Source organism: Bordetella genomosp. 12 (genome assembly GCF_002261355.1).
Taxonomy (GTDB): Bacteria; Pseudomonadota; Gammaproteobacteria; order Burkholderiales; family Burkholderiaceae_B; genus Bordetella.
This window is the reverse complement of the sequence record NZ_NEVU01000002.1, coordinates 658,523-671,836: the sequence shown is the minus strand read 5'-3', so window position 1 is coordinate 671,836 and position 13,314 is coordinate 658,523. Positions and strand designations below refer to the sequence as shown.

Below are 13,314 nucleotides of genomic sequence, written 5' to 3'. Positions count from 1 at the left end.
GGACGCCGCTTTGTTATTTGCGCGCCATGGCGATCAGGGCGGGTTGGCCAGACTGGCGTCGATCATTTGGCGCGCCGCCGCGGCCAGACTGCGTGCCGGGCCATCCTTGTCGGGAAACAGTTGCGCGCTCACGAACGCGCCTTCGAGCAACAGCATCAACGCGTCACCCAACGCCTGCGGGTCCCGCGCGCCCATCCCACGCGCCATCTCCTGCAAGCGCTGATGCAGCACTCGCTTGTGCGCCACCGCCACGCGCCGGGCGGGATGCTGGCTATCGGGATACTCCACAACGGCATTGCTCAACCCACAGCCGCGATATTCCGGCGCCTGAGCGATGCGCTGAGCGACGATATCGAGAAACACCATCAGTTGCGCGCGCGGGTCATCGGGGTGCGCGGCCAGGCCGGTCTCGAACCGCTTCCAGAACTCGGCTTCGTAATCGCGCAGATAGGTCGCCGCCAACTCGTCCTTGGACGAAAACGCACGATACAAAGACGGCTTGGTGACACCCGCTTCCTGCACGATCGCATCCACGCCCACCGCCCGTATGCCTTCGCGGTAAAAGAGCTTGCGAGCCGTCTCGCGGATGCGGTCGGCGGCCGATTTGCCTTTGCCTGCGGGCGCGATCGAGGTGTTCATCTATCCTCCGTCAGAGAAAAAACTTGACGATGTTACTGACCGGTACGTACTATCCAGCCATCTCGTACGTACCGGTCAGTAACATGAGTATAGCCCGCCTTCCCCGCCCCTTCCAGCGCATGGGCCAGAACTACGCTTTCGTGGTGGTGACCGTCATCTTCTTTGCGCTGCTGATTTCCGCCGGCCTGCGTTCCACACCTAGCGTCTTGCTCACGCCCCTGCAGGCGCACTTCGGCTGGAGCCGCGCCACGATCTCCGCGGCGGCCGCATTGGGCATCTTTCTGTATGGGCTGGCCGGCCCCTTCGCGGCCGCCGCCATGGAGCGGTTTGGACTGCGCCGGGTGTTGATCACGGCGCTGGTCGTGATGTCGGCCTCCAGCGCGGCCAGCGCGTTCATGACCGAATCCTGGCATTTGCTGCTGACCTGGGGGCTGTTCTCCGGTCTGGCCAGCGGCGCCGTTGCCGTGGTGTTGGGCGCCACCGTCGTCAACCGCTGGTTCGCCACGCGTCGCGGCTTGATGATGGGCTTGCTCACCGCCAGCACCGCTACCGGCAATCTGCTTTTCCTGCCGGTTCTCGCCGCGCTGGCCGCATCCGGCGACTGGACGCGCGTGGTCTGGGCCGTGGCGCTGGGCGCCGCCCTGATCGTGCCTTTTGCCTGGTGGCTGGTGCCTGACAGACCAGCCAGTGTCGGCCTGCATCCGTACGGCGCCGACCCGCATGCGGCCCTGTCCCCGGCCACCCCGCGCACCGGACTGCTGACGCAGACCTTCGGCGCGCTGAACCGGGCTCGCCGCACCCGGGCGTTCTGGTATCTGTTTGCCACGTTCTTCGTCTGCGGCTTTACGACCAATGGCCTGGTGGGCACCCACCTCATCTCGCTGTGCGGCGACCACGGTATCGCCGAAGTGCAGGCCGCGGGCCTGCTGGCGCTCATGGGGATTTTCGATCTGGTCGGCACCACGGCCTCAGGCTGGCTGACCGACCGCTACGACCCGCGCAAGCTGCTCTTCGTCTACTACGCGCTACGCGGCCTGTCTCTGATGTACCTGCCCTATTCCGACTTCTCGTTCTACAGCCTGTCCATCTTCGCCATCTTCTTCGGGCTGGACTGGATCGCCACCGTGCCGCCCACGCTGCGCCTGACCACCGAAGCCTTTGGAGAACGCGACGCCCCCGTGGTCTTCGGCTGGATCGTGGCCGGCCATCAACTCGGTGCGGCCGCCGCGGCCTGGATGGGCGGCGCGGTGCGCGAGATATCGGGCAGCTATATGCTGGCCTTCGTGCTGGCGGGTTCGACCGGCCTGGCCGCAGCGGTAATCGCGCTGCGCATCCATCGCAAGCCGGCCGTGCCGCCCCTGCAGCAAGCCCAGGCCTAGTCGTGCACTTCGCCGAGATAGGCCGCCCGCACCTTGGGATCGTCCAGCATGCCGCGCGCCGGGCCGGTCAGCGTGATCTCGCCTGACTCCATCACATAGCCGCGATCGGCATGCTCCAGCGCCAGGCGCGCATTCTGCTCGATAAGCAGAATGGTCACGCCTTGCGCGGCGATGCTGCGCACCACCTCGAACACTTTGTCGACCATCAGCGGCGCCAGACCCATGGAGGGTTCATCCAGCAGGAGCAGCTTGGGCCGCGCAATCATGGCGCGTCCCATGGCCACCATCTGCTGCTCACCGCCCGACAGCGTGCCCGCCGCCTGGCGGCGACGCTCGGCCAGGCGCGGAAACAGCGTGAACACGCGCTCCGTATCCTCGCGGATCTGCTGCGTGTCGCGCCGGACGTAGGCGCCCATGGCGAGGTTTTCTTCGATGGTCAATTGACCGAAGATCCCCCGGCCTTCCGGAACCATCACCAGACCGCGCCGCACCAGTTCAAAGGACCGCGCGCCGTTGATCGGCTGCCCGTCGTAGTGGATCTCGCCGGCCGCGGGAGGCACAAGGCCGCAAATGGCGCGCAAGGTGGTGCTTTTGCCGGCCCCGTTGGCGCCGATCAGGCACACCAGTTCGCCGGTGTCCACTCGCAAATCAATACCGCGCACGGCACGGATGCCGCCATAGGCCACTTCCAGGCCGCGTAATTCAAGCAAGGCCTGCGTCATGAAGGCTGCTCCGTCGAAAGATGCAACAGGGGATCCTGGGCGGCGCCCGCGCCCAGATAGGCTTCGATGACCTTGGGGTCGCGCTGCACCTCGGCCGGCCGCCCCATGGACAAGACCTTGCCGTACTCGAGCACGAGCACCCGGTCGCACAAGCCCATGACCAGCTTCATATCATGCTCGATGAGCAGCACCGTAATACCGTCGGCGCGGATCTTCTCGATCAACTGGCGCAGCACCACGGTCTCCGAGGCATTCATGCCTGCCGCCGGTTCATCGAGCGCCAGCAGCTTGGGTTCGGTCGCCAGCGCCCGGGCGATTTCCAGCCGGCGCTGATCTCCGTACGGCAACGAGCGGGCCAGATCATTGCCCCGATGCCCGATGCCGACGTAATCGAGCAATTCTTGCGCCCGCTGCTCGATCGCGGCCTCTTCGGCGCGCTGCGCACGCGAGCGCAGCACGGCCCCGAGCACGCCGGCGCGCGTGCGCGCATGCCGACCTATCATGACGTTTTCGATGGCGCTCAGATTGGCAAAGAGCCGGATGTTTTGAAACGTCCGCGCCAGACCGGCTTGCGCCACCTGATGAGGCTTGCTGCCCACGATGGACAAGCCGTTGAAATCGCAGCGCCCTTCTTCGGGCACGTACAGGCCGGTCAACACGTTGAACAAGGTGGTCTTGCCCGCCCCGTTCGGCCCGATCAGGCCGTAGATCTCGCCTTCTTCGATATCGAAACTGACGTCGGTCAACGCGCGCAAGCCGCCAAAACGCTTGCCCAGACCCTGTGCTTGCAGCAGCTTGCTCATGCGGCACCTCCCCGGCCAGTGGCGGCCAGCTCACGCTTGCGCACCGCAGACGGCCACAAACCGGCCGGGCGGAACAGCATCACGCACACCATGGCCAGGCCGAACAGCAGCATGCGTATGCCCTCCGGATCCAGCACCACCGAACCGAACAGGAAATTCTGCGCGGGCTCGACCACCGCGCGCAGGAACTCGGGCAAGGCCGCCAGAATGATGGCCCCGAGGATGACGCCCGGGATGTTGCCCATCCCTCCCAGAACCACCATGCACAGCACGGAGATGGACTCGGTAAGGCTGAAACTCTCGGGGCTGACGAAACCCTGCATCGACGCGAAGAGCGCGCCGGCCACACCGCCAAAAGACGCCCCCATTGCGAAGGCCAGCAACTTGATGTTGCGCGTGTTGATGCCCATGGCCTTGGCGGCGATTTCGTCCTCGCGGATGGCTTCCCAGGCCCGGCCGATGCGCGAATTTTGCAGGCGCGCGCACACCAGCACGATGATCAGCGTCAGCAGGACCAGCAGGTAGTAGTACTTTTCTGGCCCGGTGATGCGCAGACCCAGCAAGGTTTCCGTGCGCCCGAAATTGAAATCCCCGATTTTGAAGGGGTCGATGCGGTTGATGCCCTGCGGCCCATTGGTGATGTTGATCGGCGCGTTCAGATTGTTCAGGAAAATCCGGATGATCTCGCCGAAACCCAGCGTGACGATGGCCAGATAGTCGCCGCGCAGCTTCAAGGTGGGAGCACCCAGCAACACACCGAAAATGCAGGCCAGCAGCAGCGCGATGGGCAGGATGGCCCAGAACGGCAGATGCAGCCCGAAATGCGGCGAGGCCAGCAACGCCCAGGTATAAGCGCCCACCGCATAAAACGCGATATAGCCCAGATCCAGCAAGCCGGCAAAGCCCACCACGATATTCAGGCCCAAGGCCAGCATCACATAGAGCAGCGCAAAATTGAGAATGCGGACCCAGCTCTGCCCGGCCATGCCCAGCACGAAAGGCAGCACGGCCAGCACCACACCGATCAGCACGATGCCCAGCAAGGTCGAAAGCGGAATCTTTCTGGTGCTCATGCGCGGTCTCCCACCCGTTCGCCCAGCAGACCCGAGGGACGGAAAATCAACACCAGGACCAACACCACGAAAGCGAATACATCCTGGTAGTGGCTGCCCAGAAAGCCGCCCGTCAGATCGCCGATATAGCCCGAACCCAGGGCCTCGATCACACCGAGCAGCAAGCCGCCCAACATGGCGCCCACCAGGTTGCCGATACCGCCCAGCACCGCCGCGGTGAAGGCCTTCAGGCCCAGCATGAATCCCATGGTGTACTGCGACACGCCGTAGTAGGTCGTGACCATCATGCCGGCAACGGCGGCCAGCGCCGAACCGATGAGAAAGGCAGCGGAGATCACGGTATTGATGTTCACCCCCATCAGGCCGGCGACTTCGCGATTCTGCGCCGTGGCCCGCATGGCCGTGCCCAGCCGGGTCTTGTGCACCACCAGGAGCAAAGCCCCCATGATCGCCGCGGCGATCACCACGATAGCGATCTGCAGCGTGCTGATGCGCGCGCCCAGCACATCCAGCACCTGGGGCGTCAGGATCTGCGGAAAATTGAGGTAGTTGCGGCCCCAGACCATCATGGCCAGGTTCTGCAGGATGATGGACACGCCGATGGCGGTGATGAGCGCCGCCAGGCGCGGGGCGCGGCGCAGCGGCCGGTAGGCCACGCGCTCGGCGGTCCAGCCTACCGCCATGCACAGCGGCACGGCCACCAGCAGGCCCAGGCCCAGCACCGCGAAAGCCGACGTATTGGCATCGGCGCCAACCAGGGAGGCGGCGATCATGGTGGCCGTCATCGCGCCGATCATGACGACATCGCCGTGGGCGAAGTTGATCAGGCCAATGATGCCGTACACCATCGTGTAGCCCAGCGCGACCAGCGCATAGACGCTGCCCAGTGTCAGGCCATTGATGAGTTGCTGAATGAAGATATCCATACTACCCGCGGTAAAGAGGGGCGGAAAAGCCGTCACTGCAAGGACGGGGCTGGATGAGCCCAGCCGGACGAGCATGGCGCCCGGCGGCGGCGCCCTGCGGCGCCGCCTGACCAGGCTTACTGCGCCTGGCTGACCATGGTCTCGACCATTTCCCACTTACCATTCTTGACTTGGTAAAGGGTGACCGAGATTTCCTTCAGATCGCCGTTGGCGTCATAGGCGATGTGTTCGCTGGTCGCGCCCTTGCGGTTGAGCTTGGCCAGCTCCGGCAGATACTTCTCGGGCTTGGCCGAACCGGCTTTCTCGATGGCGCTGATCATGTTCCAGGCACCGTCGTAAGCATAGGGCGCGTAGACGCCCGGCGCCTTCTTGAACCGGGTTTGGTAACGCTGCGCGAAGTCCTTGCCCGCGCTCATCTTGTCCAGCGGCACGCCGGCCAGCGAGGCGTACGTGCCCTCGGCGGCGTCGCCAGCCAGTTTGATGAAGGTATCGCTGCGGGTCATTTCTCCGGAAACCAGCGGCGCCTTCAGGCCCAGCGTCTGCATCTGACGCTTCATGGGACCGGACTGCGCATCCAGACCGCCGTAGAAAATGGCGTCGGGCGCCACGCCCTTGATGTTGGTCAGGATGGAGGTGAAATCATTGGCCTTGTCGGTGGTGTACTCGCGGCGCACGATCTGGCCGCCCGCGGCCTTGACGGCTTTCTCGACTTCGTCGGCCAGACCCTGGCCATAGGCCGTGCGGTCATCGATGAGGGCCACTTTCTTGGCGTGGAGCTTCTCCACCATGAACTTGCCCACCGCCCCGCCTTGCTGGGTATCGCTGGTCATCATGCGGAAGGTCGTCTCGTAACCTTGCTTGGTGTACTCGGGCGAGGTGGCCATGGAGATCTGCGGCAGGCCGGCGTCGTGATAGACGCGCGAGGCCGGAATGGTGGTGCCGGAGTTGAAGTGCCCGAGGATGCCATTGACATCCTCATCCACCAGTTGCTGGGCCACTTGCACGGCCACGCGCGCGTCGGCCTGATCGTCGCGCGACACCAGCACGAACTTGGCCGGCTTGCCGCCGACCTGGACGCCCTTCTGGTTGGCCTCTTCGATGGCCAATGTCAGGCCATTCTGCATATCTTCGCCGTAATGCGATTGGGGGCCGGTCAGCGGGGCGGCAAAGCCGAACTTGATATCGGCGGCCTGAGCCACGCTCGTAACGCAGGCAGCGGCGATACCCGCGGCCAGCAGCTTGATTGGGGTGCGCAACGTCATGGTGTTTCCTCCGTGATGACGTACTGAATCTGGCTTCTTGCACCCGCGCTTGTGGCGCGGGTGGGCTGGTTATTCCCCAAGACCGCCTGGCCCTGGGGTGAATTGCTGAGTGCCGTGCTACGTGGCCGCTCAGCCGGTGCGACCGGATTTTCCTCGTAGTGCAACCCGGACGACTATTGGAGATAACCCGAGGACAAGCTGCGGGCTAACCCGGTATTTTTCGGACGCTCAACCTATGGTCATGAGACTGGCATTGCCGCCCGCGGCGGCGGTGTTGATACTGATTGCCCGTTCATTGAGCAGGCGCTCGGGCGCATAGGCCACGCCGGCAGCCACCTCATCCGGACTCAAGCCGTGCACGGCCAGGATGGGTCCTTCGCGACGGGCAATGCGTTGATTCAGGTGCCGCAGCGCATCGCCGTCGCCCTCGAAAAGGACGGCCTGAAAGTCCGCCGCGTCGACTTCGCTGTCTTCGAGCACGGCAACCCGCTCATCGCGCAGGGCCGGATCCAGCGAAGCCAGCCATTCGCGCGCGCCCGGGGTATCCGCGAACCAGGCCAGATTACCGGTCAGGCGCGCGGCCTCCCATTGCGCCCGCGCGCCCAGCGCCGTGGCGGCCACGCAATACACCGCCCCGCGCGGCTCGGCCCGATAGGTGTTGGTCTCGCCGGTCGGGCCGGGCAAGGACACATCCACGGGCATCTCGCCCGCCCCGGCCAGCGCCGGCGGCAGGCCGGCCGGCCGTAGCGACAACAGGCGATAGAGATAAAGCGGCCCGCCCGCCTTGGGGCCGGTTCCGGACAGATGCTCGCCGCCAAACGGCTGCACCCCCACGACCGCGCCGACGATATTGCGATTGACGTAAATATTGCCCGCCTGCACCGATTCGGCCACCCGCGCCACGGTCTCATCGATGCGCGTATGCACCCCGAACGTCAAACCATAACCCGTGGCGTTGATGTCCTCGATGACGCGGTCCAGGTCGTCGCGCGCGTATCGCAGCACATGCAGTACCGGCCCGAACACCTCGCGCTTGAGCTCGGCGACGGCGGCAATCTCGATCAAGGTGGGCGCAACGAAATTGCCAAACCGGCACTCCGGCGCGCCGTCTATCTGCACGACTTCGTGTCCGGCGCTGCGCATCGCGTCGATATGCCGCAGGATGTTCTGCCGCGCTTCGGGATCGATGACCGGCCCCACATCGGTACTGAGCCGATCCGGATTGCCCATGCGCAACTCGCGCATGGCGCCGCGCAGCATGGTGATGACGTGGTCGGCGCTATCTTCCTGCACGCAAAGCAGGCGCAAGGCCGAACAACGCTGCCCGGCCGAATCAAATGCCGAAATCAGCACATCCGCGACCACCTGCTCGGCCAGGGCGGAAGAATCCACCACCATCGCGTTCTGGCCGCCGGTTTCGGCGATGAGCGGGATGGTATGGCCGCGATCGTCCAGGCGGTCGGCCAGTTGCCGCGCGATCAGGCGCGCCACCTCGGTCGAGCCGGTGAACATGACGCCGCGCACGATCGGATGCGCCACCAGTTGCGCCCCCACGGTTTCTCCCCGCCCCGGCAAGAGCTGCACGGCACCGGGCGGAATGCCGGCCGCGCGCAGAATCCCCACCGCCTGCGCGGCAATGAGCGGAGTCTGCTCGGCCGGCTTGGCCAATACCGTATTGCCGGCCGCCAAGGCGGCGGCCACCTGGCCGGTGAAAATGGCCAAGGGGAAGTTCCAGGGGCTGATGCACAGCACCGGCCCCAGCGGCCGATGCGTATCGTTGTCGAACTCACGCTCGACCTGGTCGGCGTAATAGCGCAGAAAATCCACCGCCTCGCGCACTTCGGCAATGGCGTTGGCCAGCGTCTTGCCCGCTTCACGCACGATCAGGCCGAGCAGCGTCTGCATCTGCTCTTCCAGCAATTGCGCCGCGCGGCGCAAACATTGGGCCCGCTCCTGCACCGGAGTGGACTGCCAGATCGGCGCGGCATTGGCCGCCGCGCGCAGCGCCGCCTCGACGGTGCGCTCATCAGCCTCGATGACACGCCCCACGACATCGCGCTGGTCCGCCGGGTTGAGCACGTCCATCGCACGCGACTCATCCCAGCCAGGCTCAGCCTCGCCCAGCAAAGGCATGGCGCGCCAAGGCGTCGCGGCGCCGGCCTGCAGGGCCGCCGACAGCGATCCCAGCCGATGCTCGTTGGACAGATCCAGGCCGGCCGAGTTGGCGCGCGCCGGACCATAAAGCTCGCGCGGCAGGGGAATTTTCTCGTGCGGAGCGCCTAGCGGCACGATGCGCGCCGCCGTTTGCACCGGATCGGCCACCAGTTGCTCGACCGGAATGCTGTCGTCGCCGATCAGATTGACGAAAGACGTATTCGCGCCGTTTTCCAGCAGGCGGCGTACCAGATAGGCCAGCAGCGTCTCGTGCGTGCCAACGGGCGCGTAGATACGGCAAGGACGATTGAGTTTGCCCTGAGCCAGCGGACCGACCACCTCGTCATACAGCGGCTCACCCATGCCGTGCAGACACTGAAACTCATATTGGCCGGGATAGTAGTTTTGCCCGGCCAGGTGGTAGATGGCCGCCACCGTGTAGGCATTGTGAGTGGCGAACTGCGGATAGACCGCCTCCGGGGCGGCAAGCAGCTTGCGGGCGCAGGCCAGATAGGCCACGTCGGTGTAGACCTTGCGCGTGTAGACCGGATAGCCCTCCAGCCCGTCGACCTGCGCACGTTTGATTTCGCTGTCCCAGTAAGCGCCCTTGACCAGGCGGATCATCAGGCGATGACCGCTGCGCCGGGCCAGGTCGACCACGTAATCGATGACGAATGGCGCGCGCTTCTGATAGGCCTGAATCACAAAACCGATGCCGCTCCAACCCTCCAGCTCGGGGGTAAAACACAGGGCCTCCAGCAGATCGAGCGAAATCTCCAGGCGGTCGGCCTCTTCGGCGTCGATATTCAGCCCGATGTCGTACTGGCGCGCGAGAATGGCCAGGTGCCGGATGCGCGGCAGCAGCTCGCGGATGACGCGCTCGCGCTGCGCGCGGGCGTAGCGCGGATGCAGGGCCGACAGCTTGATGGAGATACCCGGGCCTTCGTAAATCCCGCGCCCGGCCGCAGCCTTGCCGATGGCATGGATGGCTTGCTCGTAAGCCGCGTTGTAGCGATCGGCATCCTGCGCCGTGGTGGCCGCCTCGCCCAGCATGTCATACGAATAGCGAAAACCCCGGGCTTCCAGTTTGCGGTTGTTGGCCAGGGCTTCGGAGATTGTCTGGCCGGACACGAATTGCTCGCCCATCATGCGCATGGCCATGTTCACGCCCTTGCGCACCAGCGGCTCTCCCCCCTTGCCGATCAAACGGGTCAAGGCCCGCGATAGCGATTGCTCGCTGCTCACGGCCACCAGCTTGCCGGTGATCATCAAGCCCCAGGTCGCGGCGTTGACGAACAAGGATTGCGAGCCGCCCATGTGCGACCGCCAGTCGCCGCGGGCGACCTTGTCGCGAATCAGCGCATCGCGCGTGGCGCGATCGGGGATGCGCAGCAGCGCCTCGGCCAGGCACATGAGCGCCACCCCCTCCTGACTGGAAAGCGAGAACTCCTGGATCAACCCCTCGACGCCGCCCCCGGTGCGCTTGTCGCGCAAGGTCTGCACCAGCCCGGCAGCCATGGCGTGGATTTTCTCCAGTTGCGGCATACGCGCCTGCCCCAGCAACAAGGGCACGCACTCGGGCTCGGGGCGGCGATAGGCAGCCGTGATGGCCGCGCGCAGCACAGACTGCGGCTGAACATCCTGGCCGAATTCATAGAAGGGCGGGGTCGGGCCGGCGTCGAAAGATTCTTCCGTGCCCTCATCGTCGCGCCCAAGATGCGCCATTTCCGGCGGCAGATGGCCGCGTTCGATTTTTTCCAAATAGGCGACCAAGGCCTGTTTGTGCAGCCAATGCGGCGTGCACTGAAGCTTTTGGGCGGCCGCCTTCAGGCGATCTCGCAGTGCGTCATCAACCTTGACGCCCAGGGTGGTGCTTGCCATAGCGTTTCGCGTCCTCGATACCGCTGCCGGCAACCGCGACTGCTCGCAGTTGTACCGGCCGGGCGGTAGAACCGAATGCTAAGTAAGTTGCAACCCGTTCGGAATACTGGTTAACCCTGAAAATAGACTGGTTAACCTCGTTCTCAACTCAGCGAGTCGGACAAGGCCGTACAACCTTGCATGACGACTTCCGGCCCGGCCGGTTCAGCGGTCTGGCCGCCGTGGCGAATTCCTGAGGCGATCGTTCGCGCCAACAAGGCCGCGGCCTGTTGTTGCGCCGCCACCAGGCGGGGGATGTCCGTGCCCGACGCAGGCATGGTGACGATGCTGCGGCAGATCAGCGCCTGGCCCTTGACGTTGATGGGACGCGCCCGCCAGGTGACATCCAGCACGGCAGGCCCCTGTTCGCTGACGTCAAAGCGCTGCACGTCGGTCTGCACCCGCCAGACCGGCGAGGCCACCGTCGGGCGCACCACCCGGATATCCAGCACGCCGAGATCGCGCGTCAGGCCGTCGGAAAGCGCCGACCGAAGCTCATCACCCAAAGGCGCGCTCCAGCGCTCGGAGTACAACGGCGCGATACTGCCCTGACCGGTACGCAGCATGATCTGCGGCTGGTCGGCCTGCGCCGGCACGATGACCGGCAGCACCTCGATCATGAAACCGGGATTACCGGCCGCCGGCTCCGCCTTGGCGGCGGGCGTTTGCAAGGTGTAATAACGCGCCGGAGACGAGCTGCCGCATGCCGCCAGCAGGGACAGCAGAAGGAGCGGAGCGCAGAGACGTATGGGTTTCATGGAATCAGTTCCTGACGGAGCCGGAGCCGGGGATAGGATCTTCACCTCTGCCGCGCAGCAGGGATTGGGGATTGGCTTGCAGGTAATCCGCCAGATTGCGCAATGCCCGAGCCGCGCGCGACAGCTCCTGCATGGAGCGGTCGGCGTTGAGCTGCAGCGGAGAATCCGAAGACAGCAACTCGTTGATCTGCTCCATCGAGCGGCGCGCCTCCTTCATCATGGCCGCGGCGCCGGGTGCGAGATCCTTGTCCAGACGTGTCATCAGCTTGGAGGTGTTGGCCAGCGTCGTGCGCAGATCCTGCCCGATCTGATCGAACGGAATCTTCTCGATCTTGGCCACGATGCTGCCGATCTGCTCCTGCAACTGGTCGAACTGGCCCGGGATGGTGGGAATGTTGGCCGGCTCGGTGGGCTCGTACTTGACGGGCTTGGCCGACGGGAAGTTATCCAGCACCACATACATCTGGCCGGTCAGCAAATTGGCCGAACGCAATTGCGCGCGCAAACCGTACTTCACGAGTACGCCCAGCGTGCGGCCCGGCGCCAGGTCCTTGCTGCCGGTATCGCGCTCCACGCTCTGGACGATTTCGTCGAACAGCCCGCCCAGGCGCTCCGGATAGATGGTCGCGTCGACCACGCCATAAAAGCGCTTGTTGCTGCCGTCGAAGTCGATAGCCACCTGCGTGACCTCGCCCAGGACGATGCCCTGGAAGTCGACCGGTGCGCCCACGGACAAGCCGCGTACGGACTGATCAAAACGCATGCGGATACGGAAGGGCGTGCCGTCGGTATTGGCCTTGGCGTTAGCTTCGCTGCCGTAGAGCTGGAACTGCGTATCGGCCTTGGCCTCGCCGCTTTCGCGCCTGACCACGTTCTCGAAGGCCACGCCGCCCACAGCCACGGACACCAGCGACTGCGTGCGCACCTTCAGCCCTTCAGCATTGACGGAAAAATCCACGCCGCTGGCATTCCAGAAGCGCGCGCCCTCGGTGACGTAGCGGTCATTGGGCGCATCGACGAACACCTGCACATCCACCGCCTTGCCGTCGTCGGTCAGAGAATAGCCGATGACCTGGCCCACGCTGATGCGCCGGTAATAGACGGGCGAGCCGATATCGAGCGACCCCAGATCGGAGGCGCGCAGCACGAAGCGCTTGCCGGGACGGTCGTGTTCGACCGGCGGCGGTGTTTCCAACCCGACAAAGTGCAGCTTGGTGGCCTTGCGCTCCAGGTCGTTGGGATCGCCCGAGGCGTCCACGCCGATATAGGCGCCGGACAACAGGGTACCCAGACCGGACACGCCGCTGATTCCCAAACGAGGCCGCACGACCCAGAAAAGCGTGCCCTCGCGGGCCATGTTCTGCACTTCCTTGGCCAGTTCGGCCTCGACCACGACCTTGCTGCGATCCTCGTTGAAGTGGATGCCCTTGACCGTCCCGATGGTCACGTCCTTGAAGCGCAACTGGGTCTTGCCGACCTCCAGCCCTTCGGCCGTGTTGAACTCAATGGTGATCTCGGGCCCGGATTGCATCCAAGTCCGCACGACCAGCGACAGGCCCGCCAGCGCGGCCACCAATGGGACCAGCCAGATCCAGGAAACGCGCGAACGCTGTTTCTTGGTCACCTTGACCTTGCCCAACGGAGTGTCCGGCGTATCGGTCGGCTCAGCCATATCGTG

Annotated in this window: 10 protein-coding genes; 1 reads left to right on the top strand and 9 read right to left on the bottom strand. The window is 64.8% G+C overall.

The window, feature by feature from the left end; translation table 11 throughout:
* Positions 1–33: 33 nt before the first annotated feature.
* Positions 34–639 (bottom strand): TetR/AcrR family transcriptional regulator, encoded by a 606-nt coding sequence (locus CAL22_RS08430; protein WP_094812177.1) that lies wholly within the window; start codon positions 637–639, stop codon positions 34–36.
* Positions 640–722: 83 nt separating this feature from the next.
* Here CAL22_RS08430 and CAL22_RS08425 point away from each other — a divergent pair, with 83 nt between their 5' ends.
* Entirely contained in the window at positions 723–2,018 is a 1,296-nt protein-coding gene (locus tag CAL22_RS08425; RefSeq protein ID WP_094812175.1) for an MFS transporter, read from the top strand.
* Here the strand turns inward: CAL22_RS08425 and CAL22_RS08420 are convergent.
* The 8 genes from CAL22_RS08420 to CAL22_RS08385 all read right to left on the bottom strand — a co-directional run bounded on the left by CAL22_RS08420 (position 2,015) and on the right by CAL22_RS08385 (position 13,308).
* Positions 2,015–2,740, bottom strand: a complete 726-nt coding sequence (locus tag CAL22_RS08420; protein WP_094812173.1) for an ABC transporter ATP-binding protein — start codon at positions 2,738–2,740, stop codon at positions 2,015–2,017. The two genes, CAL22_RS08425 and CAL22_RS08420, sit on opposite strands and share 4 nt — an antisense overlap.
* The gene (locus CAL22_RS08415) at positions 2,737–3,543 is read right to left on the bottom strand and encodes an ABC transporter ATP-binding protein (protein WP_094812171.1); all 807 of its coding nucleotides are present in this window, start codon (positions 3,541–3,543) and stop codon (positions 2,737–2,739) included. The genes CAL22_RS08420 and CAL22_RS08415 overlap by 4 nt, the downstream gene beginning before the upstream one ends.
* Entirely contained in the window at positions 3,540–4,616 is a 1,077-nt protein-coding gene (locus CAL22_RS08410; RefSeq protein WP_094812169.1) for an ABC transporter permease subunit, read from the bottom strand. The genes CAL22_RS08415 and CAL22_RS08410 overlap by 4 nt, the downstream gene beginning before the upstream one ends.
* A complete protein-coding gene (locus tag CAL22_RS08405; protein WP_432264300.1) occupies positions 4,613–5,464 on the bottom strand; it encodes a branched-chain amino acid ABC transporter permease in 852 nt (283 codons plus the stop codon). The genes CAL22_RS08410 and CAL22_RS08405 overlap by 4 nt, the downstream gene beginning before the upstream one ends.
* Before the next feature lie 194 nt (positions 5,465–5,658).
* Positions 5,659–6,804, bottom strand: a complete 1,146-nt coding sequence (locus tag CAL22_RS08400; protein ID WP_094812165.1) for a branched-chain amino acid ABC transporter substrate-binding protein — start codon at positions 6,802–6,804, stop codon at positions 5,659–5,661.
* 228 nt (positions 6,805–7,032) lie between these two features.
* Complete coding sequence (gene putA / locus CAL22_RS08395) at positions 7,033–10,839, bottom strand: trifunctional transcriptional regulator/proline dehydrogenase/L-glutamate gamma-semialdehyde dehydrogenase (RefSeq protein ID WP_094812163.1); 3,807 nt, start codon at positions 10,837–10,839, stop codon at positions 7,033–7,035.
* Positions 10,840–10,982: 143 nt separating this feature from the next.
* Positions 10,983–11,636, bottom strand: a complete 654-nt coding sequence (locus CAL22_RS08390) for a PqiC family protein (RefSeq protein WP_094812161.1) — start codon at positions 11,634–11,636, stop codon at positions 10,983–10,985.
* A gap of 4 nt (positions 11,637–11,640) precedes the next feature.
* The gene (locus CAL22_RS08385; protein WP_094812159.1) at positions 11,641–13,308 is read right to left on the bottom strand and encodes an intermembrane transport protein PqiB; all 1,668 of its coding nucleotides are present in this window, start codon (positions 13,306–13,308) and stop codon (positions 11,641–11,643) included.
* Positions 13,309–13,314: the final 6 nt, after the last annotated feature.